The organism is Limnohabitans sp., assembly GCF_044361645.1.
Taxonomy (GTDB): domain Bacteria; phylum Pseudomonadota; class Gammaproteobacteria; order Burkholderiales; family Burkholderiaceae_C; genus Limnohabitans_A.
Map to the genome: position 1 here is coordinate 37,885 of NZ_JBIKIL010000008.1, position 16,847 is coordinate 54,731.

Here is a 16,847-nt window from a genome sequence, read left to right on the forward strand (position 1 = left end):
CAGGCGCGCGCGTCAGGCGCTAGACCGACACCAACTGGTTGCGAATGGCATAACGGGTCAGGTCCGCCACTTTGTGCAAGCCCACCTTGCGCATGATGTTGCGCCGGTGCACCTCCACCGTGCTGGGTGCAATCAGCAAGTTGCGGGCGATTTCTTTCGAAGAAAACCCGTCTGCAACCAAGCGCAACACCTGCGCCTCGCGGCCCCCTAAGCTGCCGCGTACAGGCTGATCGCCCGAGCGAAACTTGCGTACCGAGGCCATCATTTCAGAAGCTGCGCTTTGGCACAGGTAGGTCCGTCCACCCGCCACGGCGCGAATGGCCGACATCAACTCGTCCATGCTGCTGGTGGTCGACACGTAGCCCATGGCGCCGGCGTCCAAAATTTCAATGACCGAGAGCCGGTCCGAATCGCCCGAGAACGCCACCACGCGTTGACCGGGCTGCTGGGTCGCCATTTTTTGCATCAAAGACAAATTTTGGGAACCGTTGTCGTGCAGGCCCAGCAGCACCACATCGGGGGCCATTTCGGCGCACAGCGACTGTGTTTGGTCGTCGGTCTCGGCCATGCCTAACAGGTTCATATCGTGGTGGGTGCGCAATACGGCGGCAATGCCCTCGCAGACCACTTTGTGTTTGGACGATAACAAGACGCGGACTGCCATGGCGAAGCCCCTTTCTTCAAAAATCACAAGCCCAAGACCGATGTGGGCTGCGGCCAGCGCTTGACAAGTGCTGGCCACGCCAAATCCGCATCCCTGAGCGGCCCAGCTTAGCCAGCGAAAGGGCTGTTGACTGTTCGATGCCGCACCAAGCCGCTCAGCAGACGCCTCGCACGCCGCCCACACCCTGTCTCGCTGTGGCCATTTGCGAAGACAATCCCGTACGCAAAATGCCGACCCCACCTCTGCCCAACAGCCTGCCATGCCAACACCCGAAGCGAAACCCACACAAGCGCGCAACCCTCTGCATGGTTTGACGCTGGAGAGCATCGTCACCCAATTGGCCGATTTTTATGGCTGGGACGGTCTGGGGCAGCACATGCCCATTCGTTGCTTCACGCACGATCCCAGTGTCGGCTCCAGCTTGAAATTTTTGCGCAAAACCCCTTGGGCGCGCGACAAAGTGGAAAGCCTGTACCTGTTCATGCTGCGCGAGCAAAAACGGCAAAAACTCAAGGATTGATGCGGCCTTGTGGTGTTTGCCAGGGTCAAGGCCAAGCCCTGACAAGACGAGGCTCAGCGCAAAGAGGCCGACCTCAAGCGCGCCTGCGCACCACCGACACCACCAAAGTGATGAGTGTCAAAGGCACCACAAAACTCAGCATCACCGTGCTGAAGGTGCCCAGCGCAGCATGCTCCTGCGCCGCCAAAATCAAATAGGCCACATAGGCCACGTAATAGCCTGCAAAAACGCCACCTTCCCAGCGAGCGATCTCACCGCCGGTGATGAACATGGGCAAACACGCCAGCGCGACCGCCAACATGACCCAAATGTCAAAGGCCAACAATGACGGCGCCACCACCAAGCCTGCGCTGCCCGCGACCAAACCGCTGAGGCCCAAGCAACCCAAAATGTTGAAGATGTTGCTGCCCACCACATTGCCCACCGCAATGTCACGCTCACCTTTGAGCGCCGCAGTGATCGAAGTGGCCACCTCGGGCATCGAGGTGCCGGCCGCCACGATGGTCAGCGCAATCACCACATCGCTCACGCCCAAGGCCTTGGCAAAAACCACCGCTGCACTCACCAACCAGTCGGAGCCCAGTACCAAAAAGACCAAACCCACCCCCATCAGCGCCAGCTGCACGGGCAGCTTGGCGTCCCAAGCGCCAGGCACTGGGGCCTGCAGTTCGGTCTCCAACTCATCGCCGCCTTGAGCCAGCGCTTTGGCAAGGGCCGATTCGCGGCGCGACTGCACCACCAAAAAGCTGGTGTAGGCCACCAACAACAGCACCAACATGAGGCTTTCCCACATCTGAAAAAGACCATCCAAGGCCATCATGGCCATGAGCAAGCTCACGCCAAACATGATCGGCACCTCTTGGCGTATCAACTGGCGGTGCACCACCATGGGCACGATCAAGGCGCTCAAGCCCAAAATGAACAAGACATTGAAAATATTGCTGCCCACCACATTGCCCACCGCCATGTCGCTCTTGCCCTCCAGCACCGAGGCCACCGACACCGCGATTTCAGGTGCACTGGTGCCCAAGGCCACAATGGTCAAGCCCACCACCAAGGGCGAGATTCCAAAAGACAGCGCCAGTTTGCTGGCCCCTCGAACCAACAAATTGGCCCCCGCGACCAAGCTGATCAGCCCGGCCATGAACATGAATAAATGGATCATTTGGTATGTACTCAGAGAAAAAATGGGTGAGCATGGGCAGCTTCAAGACCCCACTGTGACAGGCAAAGTGCAGAGTTTGACACCTTCTGAGCTGACATCCACGCATAGCCTCACTTGAGCGGTCTCATTTTCTTGAGGCCAAGGGTCTGAGCAGGCCATGACCCCAAGCCCAAACGCGTCCTCAAGGCCCAAGGCTGAACCCCTGTGCATCTGCACCGCCCATGGGCACAGCCTGTGTGGCGGCGCCCGATCTGTCGATGGTTTGCTCGCCCGGGCTTGGTGGCCAGCCCAGTTTGTTTTTGCCACCCCGGGCAAAGACCGGTGATCCAGTGTGCACCGCTTGCCCATTGCCAAAGCCAGTTCCAGCTGACAGATTGCAAAACGGCCCGAGACAAAAATCAAGACGAGATGGATCGCGGTGGATCGCGGCCCCGCTCAGTCCGACAGCATCGTGCCCCGGCACTTGGGGGCGCCACAGCGGCAGGCGTAACGGGCTTTCAAAGCCGGGGTCATCGGCTCATCGCTGAACAGGCCGTAGTCAAAACTCAGCTCCTCCCCCTTGAAGACCGGTCTGCGCGTCAGAATGAAAATACGGCTGTGCACCTCCTCGGGCACGCAGTTGGGGCGGCAGGAGTGGTTGATCCATTTCGAGTCGTTGCCGCCGTACAGCGCATCGATCACCCGGCCATCGTCCAAGTGAAAGTAAAAGCTGTGGTCCGGGTTGGCCGCGTCGTGCGGGTGGCGGGCAATCGCCTCGGACATGCTGATCACCTCGCCCACGTATTCCACCACCCGCTCGCCGGCGGCCAGATGCCGGGTGGCGAACACGCCTTGGCCGTGCACCCCAGAGGCGTGCACCCAAATGGCTGGGAAATCGCTGGAAGTGCGCAAAACAGCTGGGGGTCGGGGCAAAGCAGCTTGGCCCTCAAGCCGTGGGGGGCGTTGCCAGGCCCAGTTCGGCCACCATGGCCTCGCGCATCAAAAACTTTTGCGGCTTGCCTGTCACGGTCACCGGCAGTTCTGCCACCAGCCGGATGTAGCGCGGCACCTTGTAGTGCGCGATGTTTTGCTCGCAAAAGCTGCGCAACTCTTGCTCTGAGCAATCGGCCCCCGGGCGCGGCACCACCCAAGCACACAGCTGCTCGCCATAACGCGCATCGGGCACGCCGAAAACTTGCGCTGCGGCGACCTTGGGGTGGCGAAACAAAAACTCTTCGATTTCGCGCGGGTAAATGTTCTCGCCCCCGCGAATCACCAAGTCTTTGAGGCGTCCCACGATGTTGCAGTAACCGTCGGCGTCCAGCGTGGCCAAGTCGCCGGTGTGCATCCAGCCGTCCCGGATGGTGTCGGCCGTGCGCTCGGGCTCGTCCCAATAGCCCTGCATGACCGAGTAGCCCCGGGTGCACAACTCACCCGTTTCACCCACCGGCACGGTCTGGCCCTGTGCGTCCACGATGCGCACCTCCAAATGCGGCAGCACACGGCCCACGGTGGTGACGCGTTTGTCCAGCGGGTCGTCGGTGGCACTTTGAAAGCTGACCGGGCTGGTCTCGGTCATGCCATAAGCAATGGTCACCTCGCGCATGTGCATCAGCGACTGCACACGCCGCATGACCTCCATCGGGCAGGGCGCCCCCGCCATGATGCCGGTGCGCAGGCTGCGCAAATCAAACTTTGAAAATTCAGGGTGCTCGAGTTCGGCAATGAACATGGTCGGCACGCCGTGCAAGGCGGTGCAGCTTTCGTCCTGCACCGCGGCCAGTGTTTGCAAGGGGTCAAAGCCCTCGCCGGGAAACACCATGGCCGCCCCCACCGAGGTGCAGGCCAGCACCGACAACACCATGCCAAAGCAGTGGTACAGCGGGACCGGGATGCACAGGCGGTCTTGCTCAGAAAGCCGCATGCAGTCGGCCACCGCGATGGCGTTGTTGACGATGTTGTGGTGCGTCAGCGTGGCCCCCTTGGGCGCGCCCGTGGTGCCACTGGTGAACTGGATGTTGATCGGCTGGTGCGCGTTCAGCTCTTGTGCATGGGGCAGCTGGGTGTGGCCTTGTGCCAGCAAGGCTGACCAATCGAGCATGCCCTCATGGCCCCCTGCACCCAATCGAATCACTTGCCGCAATGCAGGCAGTTGGGTGTCAGCGCCACCAAAACCCAATTGCACCAGCATGCCCAGGTAATCGCTGGTTTTGAAACGGCTGGCGCTGACCAGCACCGACACCCCCGCCTTGTTCAGCGCATAGGCCAACTCGGCCACGCGGTAGGCGGGGTTGATGTTGACCAAGATGGCCCCCAAACGGGCGGTGGCAAATTGTGTGACCAACCACTCCGAACGGTTGGGTGACCAAATGCCCACCCGGTCACCACGCCGCACACCATGGGCATGCAAGGCCGCGGCGGCGGCGTTGACTTGGCGGCCCAGCTCGGCCCAAGTCCAGCGCACGCCCTCGGCGCAAAAAATGGCCGCGTCACGCTCTGGCCAGCGCTGCACGGTGTGGGCCAACAAGGCGTGCACACAAGCATCGCTCAAGGGCGCATCGACCAGGCCCTGAACATGGGACAGGCCCGCCATGGGGCTGCGGGGGTGGGGCAAGGCAGAAAGCTGTGTCATGGGTGTGCTCATGGCTAAGGGTGTGGGCAGGGGTATGAACAGGGCACAAGGTCTGAAAAATCAAGCGGGTCCAGCGCGGGGCGAACCCACACGGCAGGGGCCACCTCTAACGGTCATCTCTTACGGCCATCGCTAGGGGGCTTGGCTGGGCGCAGCGCCTGAGCGTAGCGTACCCGAAACAGGCGCAGTGTGCGCCCCGCTGTGCGCCCCGCTGTGCGCCCCGGATGGCTCGCCCAACAAGGCCTCCAAACGCCTGCGCTCAGCCATCACATCGGCCAAGGGCGTGCGCCGGGCTTGGCTGACTTCGGCCACAGCGAAGGCTGGCTGATCGGGGGGGCGGCTTTGGCGGGCCATGCCGTCCAGCAACCAGTTCAGCACCGCCGCCACCTGCGCGTCGTCCAAACCCGAGCCCATGACGCCTGGCACGCGCAACAAAAACCCACGCCCGCCCGGCAAGCCTAAAAACTGCCCCATGCCCCGCAGGTCTGGCACCTTGGCGCTGTAAGTGCCTTGCCCACCCAAGCCATGACAGCCCGCGCAGTGCAAGACATACAGCGAGCGCGCACCGCTGACCTTGGCGAGGGTGGGGGCGTCGGGCCGCAACACCACCTGGTGGCCGGTGACGGTGTGCAAGCTGCGGTGCAGCTTGTCTTGTGCCCAGACCGAACTGGCCAGCGTGCAACTCAGCGCACTGCTCAGTGCGCTCATCCAGCCAAGGGCTCGCAAGCAGCGCATGGCCATCAGCGCAGTGTTTTTTCCCGCAAAGCGCGGGTGCTGCTGGGGTTGCCGCCTGCGCTGCGCCATTGGGCCAAAGCCGACGCGTCTTGCGGCGCGGCGGTTCGGCCTTGCAGCTGCGCAACATGCGCCATCACGGCCCACAACTGGGGGTCGCTCAAGCTGCTGGCAAAGCCCGGCATGACGCCCACAAAGCGTTGGCCATCGACCACGATGGGACCCGACAAACCGTGCAGCACAACGCTGGCCAGGTAGTGCGGCGTCTGGCCCAGCTGGGCCCAGTGCGCGCCCTTGATCGCGGGTGCCAAGCCTGGCGTGCCCACACCGGTGGTTTGGTGGCAGGCTGCGCAGTGTTGGGCATACAGCGCCGCACCGTCCGGGGACTGCGACTGCGGTGATGGCGTCGGGGCTGACTGCGCCAGTGCCCAGCCGCTGCCCAGCAGCAAGCCAGCGATGGCCCCCAGCAGCACCGTCTTCATGCGGTGCCCACAATGATGGCCGTGGTGCAATGGAACATGGAGTTGGTGTTGGCCATGCACCAGTTGATGTCGTTGTGCACACCGAGGCGGTAACCTGGCCGCTCGCGCTCGTTGTTGTTGCACAGGCACTCGCCGCAAGAGCCTTTGCCACAGCAGTCGTTGTAAGACACCAAGTAATGCCGACCATCGTCCGGGTTCAAGCAAGTGCCCACCCAGGACACCTTGGACACCTCGGTGCCGGGTGGGCAGGTGGTCAAGCTGCCGCCACAACAAGTGCACAGGTAACCGTCGATGGCGCAATAACGCCAGTAATCGCACTGCGTGGGGTCAGACTTCTTGGCGTTTTTGGGCGCGGCACCCGCGCCAGCGGCATGGGCCGCGCCAAACTGCCCACTGCGGTCAAACGGCAACATGGGCAGCAAGGCGCCGCCCACCAAGCCCGTGCCCAAGCGGGTGATGAAACTGCGCCGACCATGGCGGTGGGCGACTTGGCGCACGCTGCGCTCGGTGACGCGGTCAACGATGTTGAAAAGCCAATTCATGGGGTGCTCCTTCAGGCAGACTCAAGACGGGTTCAAGACGGGTTCAAGACGGGTTCAAGGTGGTGGGCTCGGGCCATCAGGCAGCGCTGGCGGGCTCGCCCAAGTACTGCTGGATGCTGGGCACTTTCATGTCGTGGGCATTGAGCAAGCTGTCGAGTTGCTCGCGGCTGTTCACCAAGCCTTTGGCCACCACCAGGCCTTGCCGGTCCATCAGCACCGCATACGGCAGGCGCGAGACGCGAAAGCCCAGCCCCAGCTCGGTGGACAGCACATAGGGCATGTCTTGCAGGCCTTGTTCGCGCACAAAGCCCAGGTGATCGGCATCGCCATCGCTGGCCAGCACCAGCTGCATGTCTGCCGATTCGTCACGCACCAAGCCCTTGAGCACCGGGATCAGCTTTTTGCAGACCGGGCAGGTGGGGGCCAAAAAGAACACCAGCGTGGCCTTGGCTTGCGGCCCCCCGATCTGCACCGGCTCGGACTGCAGCCCCACCAGCGACAAGCTGGGCGCGGCGGCCCCCACCGCCGGGCCCGAGTCGGTCACCAGCGCCCCCATGGGGGCGACGCGCTCGAACAGCACGCCCACTTGGCGCGAAAGCGCCCACAACATGACGGCCAGCACCAGCACAGCCAGCCAAAGCAACAGGGTAGAAAGGGTCAAAGCATCCATGAAAACTCTCCAGTCAATGGCGTGAAGCATGAGAAACAAGATCGGGGCGCTGGCTGCGCAGCAGTTGGTGAAACACCAGCCACAACACCCCGCCCACCAGCAGCGCAAGCACCAGCACAGCGCCGTCCATCGGCGTGAGCGCGCGGTCCTGCACCGGCAGCGCACTCAAACCGGCCAGCAGCACCAGGCCCAGGTTGCGCAGCACCAGCGCCGCACTCACCCGCAGCGGCTCGCCGCCGCAGCCGCAGTCCAAGCGGTGGCCGCGCGCCAAGTGCCATGCCATGGCACCCGCGTAGCTCAACAACAAAGCCGCTGCGCCTGCCGCGCCCAAAGGGCGCAAGGGGCTGACCAAACTCAGCGCCACGGCCAAGGACAGCAGTGGCAAGGCCCAACTCATGGGGGTCAACCAGACCCATGGCACACGGTAGGCGGCCAAATGCTGCAAAAACAATTGGCGGTCCAGCAGCTGGCTCACGCCCGCGTGCGCCCACAACAAGGCCAGCCAGGCGGTAGGAATCCACACCAGCAGCGGCTCCAGCGGGCTCAGTTCCCAGCCTGTCAAAAAAGGGTGCAGAGCGGTCAAGGCCTCTGGGTTCAATGGCGTCATGGCAAGCACCCGGCTCAGTCGTGCGACTCAAGGTGCAAAGCGGCTTCACCGGCCTTGACCACCCGGGTTTGCTTGAGCCAGCGCTGCGGGCTGGCAAAGCGCCACACCTGCATGGCACCGGTCAGGCCGTCCAGGGCTTGCAAACGCTCGCCTTGGCGCGAGAAGGTCAAGGACACCGCACCCGAGCCCGGGTGCGTGGCCACGCGCTGGCCCGTGGCCATGTCCACCACCCAGAGTTTTTCGGCCGGGAATTTGTGCGAACCCTCTGCACCCTTGGCATGCATGGCGGCCACCAGCCAGCGGCCGTTGGGGTGCACCGCAAAGTTTTGGTAGCCACCTGGTCGCCAGCCGGCCTTGCGCGAGGCCGCATCCACCAAACCCTTTTGGCGCACGACTTGGCCCGTCGCACCGCCCAGGTTCATTTCGGTCAAAACGCCTTGGAACGACAAAAAGAAGAAACGGTCGCCGATCTGCTCGGCGTGGTGGAACCAAGCATCGCCATCGGGATCAAAAACCTTGTCGGTCACGCCGCGATCGGCCAACTGCCCGTCCTCGTCGAGTGTGACGGTGGCCACTTTTCCGTCGCCGCACAGCATGGAAAACCTGGCCGGGTGGCTGCTCGCGGGCAAGGAGCCCCAGCAGCCAGGCGTGTCGATTTGGCTGGCAACGCGGCGATTTTGCAGGTCCACCACGGTGATGGAGGTGCCCGGTGTGGCGTTTTGCACCAAGACAAAACGCCCATTGGCCGTGAGCGACACCAAGCCGCGGTAGTTCAAGGCCTGCGCCCGCTGGGGCGGCAGCTGCACCTCGTACTTGAAGCCCAGCGAGGTGGTGTCGTGAACCTCCAGCACATCGATGCGCTCACCCCGGTAACTGCGGCTGAGGTAGGTGGTGGCCACGTACAGCTCTTGGGCGGCCGGGTTCACCGCAAAATTGCCGGCAAAGCCGGTGGACACCATGCCCAAAAAGCGGCCGTTGACGGCATCAAAAATGCGGATGCGGCCATCGGCAATGTGGCTGATGGCGATGTCGGCGACGTAAACCCGGTTTGGACTGCGCCCCTCCAAGGTGCTGGGCTCCAGGGTTTCTGCGGGCAACTCGGGCGGCTTGGGCTGCGCCAGGCAGGCCAAGCACAGTCCCCAGCCGGCCACCAGCAGCGCAGTGTTTTTCAAGGCTGCTTTTTTCAGGGCGTTGTTGCGGTCCATGACCGGTCTCCTCACAGAATTTGGGGGAAGCACCCAGACCCGGCGTACACGCTGGCATCGACCGAATCGGGGTGAAGGCTTTCCGCAGCTTGACAACACAGCTTGTGGAAAGTGGCTGGACCGATGCTAGGAAACAAAGGCCTGCCCCGTCCATCGTCCAAATGAGGGGGGTCCGGTGCAATCAGGCCTCAGTCGCGCTGCAGGCTGTCTGTTTTCAGAAGGAAGTTCGGGTTTGTGCTTGGTTCAATTGAACGACCCGGGGGAGATTCCCTTGGTGCTTTTGAACGGTGGCGCGCGCGGCGCGCGCTGCCTAGACTGCGACCTGTTCAAAACCCCAAACTTTGGAGACAACATGACACAGCCTTTCCCCTTCCCCGTTCCTCGCCGCACCGTGTTGCAAGCGCTGGGGGCCAGCGCGGCCGCAGCCGCTTGGCCCTCGCTGGCACAGGCCCAAGCCAAGGGCAAACCCATCAGCATCGGCTTGCCGATAGCGCAAAGCGGGCCAGCGGGTGTGGCCGACCACGCCGACTACTTGAACGGTGCCAAGTTGGCCGCCAAACAAATCAACGCCGCCGGGGGCGTCAAAGGCCGCCCCATCGAGCTCAGGGTGGTGGACATCGACATCATGACGCCCGAGGGCACACAAGCGGCCTTTCGCAAACTGATCGATGCCAAGGTGCAGGCGATTGCTTCGCCCTTTGTGCTGATCCCCGTGCCGGCCATGACCACGGTGGCCAATTACAAAGCGCCTTACCTGCACGGCAACACGCAACAGGCATCGCTGGATTTGGTGCGCAAGAACCCCAAGCGATACGACCACATCTACCAGATCGATCCGCCCGAGACGTTTTACGGCGCAGGCTTTCCCTTGTTTTGCGAACAAATGGAGGCCAGTGGCGCTTGGAAGCCGGTCAACCGCAAAGTGCACATCGTCACCGAACAAATCGCCTACACCCAGACCATCACCCAATCGGCCGAGGCCCAGTTCAAGGCGCGCGGCAAGTACGAGGTGGCCAAGGTCACGCAAATCCAGTTTCCGGTGCAGGATTGGGGCCCGGTCATGCAAGATCTGAAGAGGACCGGTGCCGGTGTGATCATGATCAACCATTGGGTGGCGGCCGAGCTGGCGGCTTTTGCCAAACAGTTTGCCGCCAACCCGGTGCCCGGCGCGCTGGTGTACCTGCAATACGGCCCCTCGCAGCCCGAGTTCTTGACCCTGGCAGGCCCGGCGGCCGAGGGCATGGTCTGGGGCACGGTGTATGGCGTTTACGCCGACAAACAAGGCCAGACCTTCCGCGACCAATACAAGGCCGAATACCTGTCCAAAGGCGGTGTCATGGGCCTGGTCTACACCGGCGGGGGTTATGACACGGTGCAGTTGCTGGCCAACGCCTGGGCGCAGGCCGAGCCCGAAAACTTCGCGGCCGTGAACCAAGCCATCAAGCGCCTGCGCTACCGGGGCGTGAATGGCCATTACCGCTTTGACAACCCCAACCAAGCCCCCTTGCATTACCCGCTGGAAACGCAAAAATTGGAGGAAGGCATTGCCCACCTGTTCTTCCAGGTGCAGGGCGGGCAGCACCGCATCATTGCGCCCGAGGTGCTGAAGGAATCGGCCTTCAAAGCCGCGCCTTGGATGAAGTGACGCCCAAACCATGACCGCGCCTTTGTTCCAGTGCCAGCAAGTGGGCATGCGCTTCGGCTCGCGCTGCGTCTTGAGCAGCGTCTCGCTGTCGGTCCAAGCCGGCGACGTGCTGGGGGTGGTCGGCCCCAATGGGGCGGGCAAAACCACCTTGTTCGAGATCTTGAGCGGGCGTCTGCGGCCCACCCAAGGGCAGGTTTTTCTGCGCGGCCAAGACATCACCGCCCTGCCCTTGCATGCACGCGCACGCTTGGGCGTGGCGCGCACTTACCAAAGCCCGGTGGTGCCCGAACTGCTGACGGTGGGCGAGGTGTTCAAGGCGGCGCGCCAAGCCTACCGGCCTTTTTTGACCGCGCACGACGCCGAGTGGGCAGCGCGGCAAGTGGGTCTGAAGGTGCCCTCGGACAGGCCTGCGGCAGCGCTGGGCACGCTGGACCGCCGCCGCTTGCTGCTGGCTTGCTTGCTGATGCGCAAGCCCTCGGTCTTGCTGATGGACGAACCGGCGGCGGGTTTGATCAACGCCGAGGTCGACGCCATCGACGCGATTTTGCGGTTTGCCGCGCAAGAGATGGGCATGGCCATCTTGCTGGTCGAGCACCGCCTGGAGTTGCTGGCCGCTTTGGCCCACCGGGTGGTGGTGCTGGACGCGGGCGAGCTGATCGCGCAAGGGCGGCCCGACACCGTGTTTGACGACCCACGCGTGCGTGCGGCTTACTTTGAAACGCAAACCTCATGAACGCGCACCCCTCACCGCCGGTGGATTCGGCCCTGCAGCCAAACAGGGCATCGGCCCCGGATTTGGCTTTGGCTTTGGCTTTGGACGCCAGCTTGCCCGCCGTCTTGCAGGTGCAAGGCCTGTCGGCCGGTTATGGGCCCCTGACGGTCTTGCACGATCTGGACCTCAGCGTGCGCGCTGGCGAGCGCGTGGCCCTGATTGGCCTGAACGGCCATGGCAAGTCCACCTTGTTTCGGGCCATCAGCGGCCTGACCGACTGGCAGCGCGGCTCGATCCGACTGGCCGGGCAAGAAGTGGGCGGCAGCCGCAGCGGCTCGCCTGGCCGCCACACCCACCGCATTGTGCGGGCCGGGCTGGCGCACATGCCGCAAGGCGATGCGATTTTTCCCGGCCTGACGGTGGCCCAGCACTTGGACTGCGGCGCCTTCACCAACGCCGCTTGGCGACAGCGCCGAGAGCGGCGCGAAGCCTTGCTGGAGGTCTTTGAGCCCTTGCGCAAGTTGCTCGACGCGCCAGCGGGCACCTTGTCGGGCGGCGAGCGGCGCATGGTCTCGCTGGCGCGTGGCCTGATGACGCCCGCCAAGCTCTACTTGGTGGACGAGCCCTCTTTGGGCTTGGCCCCCAAGATCAGCCAAAGCGTGGTCGACGCCTTGATGCGCATTGACATCGGCCAAGGCGCCATGGTCATTGCCGAACAGAACCTCGCCTTGCTCAGCGGCCGGGTGCACCGCACCCTGGGCATGCATGCGGGCCAACTCAAAGGAAGTGCGTGATGGACGTCGATTGGGGATTTGTGGCCATCACGGCGCTGACACTGGGCTGCATTTACGCCCTGCTCGCGCTGGGTGTGTCCATTGTTTTTGCCAGCTTGGGCCTGGTCAACATGGCGCATGGCCTGAGTTTTGCCGTGGCCGGTTACGGGGCATGGGCCACGGCGCAATGGGTCTCGGCCTCACCTTTGGTGGTGATGGGCGGCGGTTTGCTGGCAGGGGCTGTGTGTGGCCTGCTCATTTGCAGCGTGGCCTTCATCCCGCTGCACGACAAACCCAACTTTGTGGTGCGCGGCCTGGTGGCCACGCTGGCCATCAGCCTGCTGGGGGTGCAGGGTTTGTTGACGGTGTTCGGCCCCAATGCGAAAAGCCTGCCGCCACTGTTTGGCACCCAGCCCTGGGTTTGGGGCAGTTGGCAGGTGCCTGCCGACAAGGGCGGCGCGATTGTCTGCGCGTTGGTGCTGATGGGCATCACCTTGCTGTGGATGACGCGCAGCCGCATGGGCTTGCAGGTGCGCGCCATGATGCAAAACCCCGAAGGGGCCGCCTTGGTGGGCATTGGCGTGCGCCGCACGGCCTTGATCGTCATGGCCGTCACGGGGGCGATGGCCGGGCTGGCTGCGGTGCTGTTGTCGCAGACTTATTTTGTCAGCCCGTTTTCTGGCACGACCCCTTTGGTCAAGGGCCTGATTGTGGCGCTGGCCGGGGGCCTGGGCTCGGTGCCCGGGGCCGTGGCGGCGGCCGCCATGGTGGGTGTGGTGGAGGCCCTGACCGGTGCGCTGCTGGGCGGGCAATACGTGCTGATCACCCAGTTTTTGTTCATCATCGCGGTGCTGCTGTGGCGACCGCGTGGCCTGGGCGGTTTGCTCAGCCATACACGCGAATGAGGCGGTCCCGCATGTCCACTTCCCCTGCTCGCAAATACCTGGTGGGTGCCCGCCACTGGCGGCCCCGCTGGCTGGGCCATGGTGCCCAGTTGTGGGTGCGCTGGCGCTACCCCTTGACCCGGCGCACGGTGCTCAGCAGCCAAGGCCGCTTCAACGCCAAAGACCTTTCGCGCGAAATCAAGGTGCTGGACAAGCGCCCGCTGTGGTGGCTCTTGGGTTTGAGCCTGCTGGCGGTGCTGCCCCCGGTGGCCGGTGTGGCGCTGGACAGCAGCAGCTTGCTCTCGGCCGCCGCCATTTTTGCGCTGTACGCGGCCATCAACCTGATGTGGATGCTGGTCATCGGCACGGCCGGTATTTTTTCATTGGCCACCTTGGCCATCGTGGGCATGGCGGCCTATGCCGGCTCGTGGTTGTCCATCGAGTACGCCCTGCCCTGGTGGGGCATGGTGGGTGTGGGCAGTGCCACCGGCTTGGTGTTTGGCCTGTTGATCGCCTTGCCCGCCATGCGCCTGGAGGGCTTTTACTACGCGCTGCTGACCTTGGGTATGGTGGAGTTGTGCCGGGTCTCGGTGGTGCAGTCGAAGGCGCTGGGCTCGGCCACGGGTGGCCTGTTTGGCGCAGACAGCTATTTGCCCGACGGCTTGGGCAGCAACGAGGCCTTGCTGGCCAGCTATGCCGCATGCTTTGTGGTGATGCTGCTGGCGCTGGCCCTGTACCGTGCGGTGAACGGCCAGCGCTTGGGTCGGCTGCTGCGCAGCGCGCCCGAAAAGCACGAAGCCTTTGCCCAAGCCTGCGGCGTGAACGTGCAGCGCGCGCGGTTGCAGGTGTTCTTGATTTCTTCGGCCGCGTTGGGGGCCATTGGGGGCTTTTATGGCGCGCACTTTCAGGGCGCTTCACCGTCTTTGTTTGGCATCGACAACCTGCTCTTGATGCTGGCCATGATCGTGATTGGTGGTCTGGGCACGGCCCAAGGCGCGGTGGTGGGCACGCTGATCGTGGTCGTCATCGACAAGCTGCTGGTCGACTGGGGGCCTTGGCGCATGGTGCTGATCGGCGGCCTGATGCTGGCCACCGTGCTGTTCACGCAGGCGGGCCTGTTTGGCATCCGCGCCCAATTCATCGCCTGGCGCGAGAAAAAGAAAAGCGAGGCCCGTGCCGCACGCACGAAAGCCGGTGGAGAAGTCAGCCCTGAGGAGGCCATTGAGATGCCCGATAAAAATGCCATCGCCCTGCGCCGCCACGACGAGCGCCTGCGCGACGAACTCAAAACCCTGGTCACGCCCGAAGTCTTGGCCGAACACGCGCGCCACCCCTGGGGGCAGCACAGCGAGGCCTTGACGCGTTTGCTGCACTACTTCCGCTTCACGGCCATCACCGACAAATACGCGCTCTTGGTGGACAAACCTTTCCAGCAATACCGCCTGATTGCCCTGTCCGGTCAGCGCGGCGTGCCGCCCCGCAGCGTGGACGACAAAACCTACGACACCTTGGCGCAAGCAACACACGCGGTGTTCCTCAAGCGTTGCCAAGACCTTTTAGAAAGTTGATTTTTGCCATGGCCCAGATCCGATTGCACGGCTACACCGACCCCCTCAGCCTCAAAGCAGGCCAAAGCATCCAGGCCTATGTCAGCCTGGAGGGGGCGACCCAAGTTCAGGCCCAAGTGGTGCGCCTGATCCACGGTGACGAAAACCCCGAAGGGCCCGGCTTTGTCGAAGAGTTGGTCGAGGCCTCGGTCAACCACGCCTGGCCGGCCCAGCGCCAATACATCCAGGCGGGCAACTTGCTGACGGTGAGCGACCCGCAAGACCGCCTGCGCGTCGCGCAAGGCCCCATCACCTTGCATGGCTTCATTTACCCGACCCTGCCCAGTGCTGGACGGCAGGTGATTTTGGGCCGCTGGGACGTGACGACCCAACGCGGCATGGCTTTGGGGCTCAACGCCAGCGGCCACCTGGAGCTGTGGGTGGGCGATGGCCAACAGGTGGATGCGGTCGCGGCCGAAGTGCCCCTGTGGCCGCATGTGTGGGTCTGGGTGGCCGCCACCTACGACCCGGCCACCGGGCAGGCCAGCGTGCACCAAGTGCCGGTGGCCAACCGCTACAACTCGCGCATCTCGCTGCAAGTCACGCCGCTGGACCTGCGCTCGCATGTGCAAATGACGCTGCGCGTGCGCCCCCAAGAAGCGGCCGCTGGCTTTTTGGTGGCGGCGGGCCACGAAAGCAACCCCGCACGCGGGGCCTTTTTCAGCCAGTGCTTCAACGGCAAGATCGACCGCCCCGGCGTGCTGTCGGTGGTGGCCACGGCCGCCCAGCAACAGCGTTTGGCCCAAGGCCATGCCCCCGAAACGCTAGACCACTGCTTGGCCTATTGGGACACCCACCTGGGTTTGGGCGACCACGGCGTGGGCGACAGCGTGCAAGACATCGGCCCGCTGGGCCTGCACGCCTTGGGCCTGAACCGGCCCGTGCGCGGCCAAACCGGCTGGAACTGGAACGGCCGCAACGACAGCTACCGCTTGGCCCCTCAGGAATACGGCGCGATTGAGTTCCACGACGACGCGCTGACCGACTGCCGCTGGCACCCCACCTTTGCTTGGGAGGTGCCCGGCGATCTGAAAAGTGGCTGTTACGCCTTCAAACTCAGCGCCGGAGAAGGCGCGCAAACGGCCGAAGAGTACCTGCCCTTTTTTGTGCGTGCCCAGGTGGCGCGTGCCCCGGTGGCTTTGCTGATCCCCACCGCCAGTTACCTGGCTTATGGCAACGCGCAGCTGGCCTTTGAGGTCAACGCCGTGCAGTCCATCACCTCGGTGGTGCCGGTGTTTCAAAAAAGCGACATCGACTATTACCGCGACGGCCTGCCCTTTGGCCTGAGCGTGTACGACCACCACCGCAGCGGCGAGGGCTGCTGCCACAGCTCTTGGCGGCGGCCCCTCATCAACATGCGGCCCAAGTGCCGCATGCCCGGCGTGGCCTGGCCCTGGCAGTTCCCGGCCGACCTGTCCATCGTGGCCTGGCTCGAAAACCAACACATCGACTACGAGGTCTTGACCGACTTTGACCTGCACGCCGAAGGCGTGGACGCGCTCAAGCCCTACCAAGTGGTGATCAACGGCACGCATGCCGAGTACTACACCGAACGCATGATGGACGGCACCGAGGACTACTTGGCACAAGGTGGACGCCTGATGTACCTGTCTGGCAACGGCTATTACTGGGTCAGCGGCTTCAGAGACGACGAGCCCTGGGTGCTGGAGGTGCGCAAACTCGACAGCGGCTCGCGCGCTTGGCAAGCCCGCCCCGGCGAAGGGTATCTCGCCAGCACCGGCGAACGCAGCGGGCTGTGGCGACACCGGGGCCGTGCGCCGCAAAAACTGGTGGGCACCGGTTTTGCCAGCGAAGGCATGGACGAGTCCGTGCCCTACAAACGCATGGCCGACTCCTGGCACAAAAGCGTGGCCTGGATTTTTGACGGCGTGCCCGAAGAAGTGTTTGGCGACTTTGGCCTGGCCGGCGGCGGGGCCGCTGGCATCGAGGTGGACCGCTACGACCTGAGCCTGGGCACACCGCCCCACGCCAAACTGCTGGCCAGCTCCGACGGCTTCAGCGACAACT

General features: G+C 63.7%; 17 protein-coding genes. 7 read left to right on the forward strand and 10 right to left on the reverse strand.

Features of this window, described 5'->3' with window-relative positions:
* Nucleotides 1-19 precede the first annotated feature (19 nt).
* Nucleotides 20-664 (reverse strand): LuxR C-terminal-related transcriptional regulator, encoded by a 645-nt coding sequence (locus ACIQ39_RS02510; RefSeq protein WP_396433033.1) that lies wholly within the window; start codon nt 662-664, stop codon nt 20-22.
* A 259-nt stretch (nt 665-923) separates the two neighbouring features.
* On the opposite strand from ACIQ39_RS02510, the gene ACIQ39_RS02515 reads away from it, so the two are divergent.
* Entirely contained in the window at nt 924-1,184 is a 261-nt protein-coding gene (locus ACIQ39_RS02515; RefSeq protein ID WP_396433034.1) for a VF530 family DNA-binding protein, read from the forward strand.
* A gap of 73 nt (nt 1,185-1,257) precedes the next feature.
* Here the strand turns inward: ACIQ39_RS02515 and ACIQ39_RS02520 are convergent, their stop codons facing one another.
* From ACIQ39_RS02520 to ACIQ39_RS02560, 9 genes are all read right to left on the reverse strand, one after another.
* Nucleotides 1,258-2,346 (reverse strand): calcium/sodium antiporter, encoded by a 1,089-nt coding sequence (locus tag ACIQ39_RS02520; protein ID WP_396433051.1) that lies wholly within the window; start codon nt 2,344-2,346, stop codon nt 1,258-1,260.
* Nucleotides 2,347-2,784: 438 nt separating this feature from the next.
* Complete coding sequence (locus ACIQ39_RS02525; RefSeq protein ID WP_396433035.1) at nt 2,785-3,240, reverse strand: SET domain-containing protein; 456 nt, start codon at nt 3,238-3,240, stop codon at nt 2,785-2,787.
* A gap of 34 nt (nt 3,241-3,274) precedes the next feature.
* Entirely contained in the window at nt 3,275-4,960 is a 1,686-nt protein-coding gene (locus ACIQ39_RS02530; protein ID WP_396433036.1) for an AMP-binding protein, read from the reverse strand.
* Nucleotides 4,961-5,092: 132 nt separating this feature from the next.
* On the reverse strand, nt 5,093-5,668 hold the full coding sequence (locus ACIQ39_RS02535) for a c-type cytochrome (RefSeq protein WP_396433037.1): 576 nt from the start codon (nt 5,666-5,668) through the stop codon (nt 5,093-5,095).
* Nucleotides 5,669-5,700: 32 nt separating this feature from the next.
* Entirely contained in the window at nt 5,701-6,174 is a 474-nt protein-coding gene (locus tag ACIQ39_RS02540) for a c-type cytochrome (RefSeq protein WP_396433038.1), read from the reverse strand.
* The gene (locus tag ACIQ39_RS02545) at nt 6,171-6,716 is read right to left on the reverse strand and encodes a methylamine dehydrogenase light chain (RefSeq protein WP_396433039.1); all 546 of its coding nucleotides are present in this window, start codon (nt 6,714-6,716) and stop codon (nt 6,171-6,173) included. The genes ACIQ39_RS02540 and ACIQ39_RS02545 overlap by 4 nt, the downstream gene beginning before the upstream one ends.
* A 76-nt stretch (nt 6,717-6,792) precedes the next feature.
* Complete coding sequence (mauD, locus tag ACIQ39_RS02550; protein WP_396433040.1) at nt 6,793-7,386, reverse strand: methylamine dehydrogenase accessory protein MauD; 594 nt, start codon at nt 7,384-7,386, stop codon at nt 6,793-6,795.
* Between the two features lie 13 nt (nt 7,387-7,399).
* Nucleotides 7,400-7,993, reverse strand: coding sequence for a MauE/DoxX family redox-associated membrane protein (locus ACIQ39_RS02555; RefSeq protein ID WP_396433041.1), 594 nt, complete (start codon nt 7,991-7,993; stop codon nt 7,400-7,402).
* Between the two features lie 14 nt (nt 7,994-8,007).
* Nucleotides 8,008-9,198 carry an amine dehydrogenase large subunit gene (locus tag ACIQ39_RS02560; RefSeq protein WP_396433042.1) on the reverse strand — a complete coding sequence of 397 codons (1,191 nt, stop codon included), beginning with the start codon at nt 9,196-9,198 and terminating at the stop codon, nt 8,008-8,010.
* A gap of 352 nt (nt 9,199-9,550) precedes the next feature.
* On the opposite strand from ACIQ39_RS02560, the gene ACIQ39_RS02565 reads away from it, so the two are divergent.
* The 6 genes from ACIQ39_RS02565 to ACIQ39_RS02590 form a co-directional block, all read left to right on the forward strand.
* Nucleotides 9,551-10,843: an ABC transporter substrate-binding protein gene (locus tag ACIQ39_RS02565; protein ID WP_396433043.1), complete on the forward strand. Its 1,293-nt coding sequence runs from the start codon at nt 9,551-9,553 to the stop codon at nt 10,841-10,843.
* Nucleotides 10,844-10,853: 10 nt separating this feature from the next.
* A complete protein-coding gene (locus ACIQ39_RS02570) occupies nt 10,854-11,576 on the forward strand; it encodes an ABC transporter ATP-binding protein (protein ID WP_396433044.1) in 723 nt (240 codons plus the stop codon).
* The gene (locus ACIQ39_RS02575; RefSeq protein WP_396433045.1) at nt 11,573-12,349 is read left to right on the forward strand and encodes an ABC transporter ATP-binding protein; all 777 of its coding nucleotides are present in this window, start codon (nt 11,573-11,575) and stop codon (nt 12,347-12,349) included. Before ACIQ39_RS02570 ends, ACIQ39_RS02575 begins: the two co-directional genes overlap by 4 nt.
* Complete coding sequence (locus ACIQ39_RS02580) at nt 12,349-13,233, forward strand: branched-chain amino acid ABC transporter permease (protein ID WP_396433046.1); 885 nt, start codon at nt 12,349-12,351, stop codon at nt 13,231-13,233. Before ACIQ39_RS02575 ends, ACIQ39_RS02580 begins: the two co-directional genes overlap by 1 nt.
* Nucleotides 13,234-13,244: 11 nt before the next feature.
* Nucleotides 13,245-14,780, forward strand: a complete 1,536-nt coding sequence (locus ACIQ39_RS02585) for a branched-chain amino acid ABC transporter permease (RefSeq protein WP_396433047.1) — start codon at nt 13,245-13,247, stop codon at nt 14,778-14,780.
* Between the two features lie 8 nt (nt 14,781-14,788).
* On the forward strand, nt 14,789-16,847 hold a 2,059-nt coding region (locus ACIQ39_RS02590), incomplete at its 3' end, for a N,N-dimethylformamidase beta subunit family domain-containing protein (protein WP_396433048.1).

Coding starts and splice junctions, on each gene's coding strand:
- ACIQ39_RS02510 (WP_396433033.1), bottom strand. CDS start 664: ATGGCAGTCCGCGTCTTGTTATCGTCCAAACACAAAGTGGTCTGCGAG.
- ACIQ39_RS02515 (WP_396433034.1), top strand. CDS start 924: ATGCCAACACCCGAAGCGAAACCCACACAAGCGCGCAACCCTCTGCAT.
- ACIQ39_RS02530 (WP_396433036.1), bottom strand. CDS start 4,960: ATGACACAGCTTTCTGCCTTGCCCCACCCCCGCAGCCCCATGGCGGGC.
- ACIQ39_RS02535 (WP_396433037.1), bottom strand. CDS start 5,668: ATGAGCGCACTGAGCAGTGCGCTGAGTTGCACGCTGGCCAGTTCGGTC.
- ACIQ39_RS02540 (WP_396433038.1), bottom strand. CDS start 6,174: ATGAAGACGGTGCTGCTGGGGGCCATCGCTGGCTTGCTGCTGGGCAGC.
- ACIQ39_RS02545 (WP_396433039.1), bottom strand. CDS start 6,716: ATGAATTGGCTTTTCAACATCGTTGACCGCGTCACCGAGCGCAGCGTG.
- mauD (WP_396433040.1), bottom strand. CDS start 7,386: ATGGATGCTTTGACCCTTTCTACCCTGTTGCTTTGGCTGGCTGTGCTG.
- ACIQ39_RS02555 (WP_396433041.1), bottom strand. CDS start 7,993: ATGACGCCATTGAACCCAGAGGCCTTGACCGCTCTGCACCCTTTTTTG.
- ACIQ39_RS02560 (WP_396433042.1), bottom strand. CDS start 9,198: ATGGACCGCAACAACGCCCTGAAAAAAGCAGCCTTGAAAAACACTGCG.
- ACIQ39_RS02565 (WP_396433043.1), top strand. CDS start 9,551: ATGACACAGCCTTTCCCCTTCCCCGTTCCTCGCCGCACCGTGTTGCAA.
- ACIQ39_RS02570 (WP_396433044.1), top strand. CDS start 10,854: ATGACCGCGCCTTTGTTCCAGTGCCAGCAAGTGGGCATGCGCTTCGGC.
- ACIQ39_RS02575 (WP_396433045.1), top strand. CDS start 11,573: ATGAACGCGCACCCCTCACCGCCGGTGGATTCGGCCCTGCAGCCAAAC.
- ACIQ39_RS02580 (WP_396433046.1), top strand. CDS start 12,349: ATGGACGTCGATTGGGGATTTGTGGCCATCACGGCGCTGACACTGGGC.
- ACIQ39_RS02585 (WP_396433047.1), top strand. CDS start 13,245: ATGTCCACTTCCCCTGCTCGCAAATACCTGGTGGGTGCCCGCCACTGG.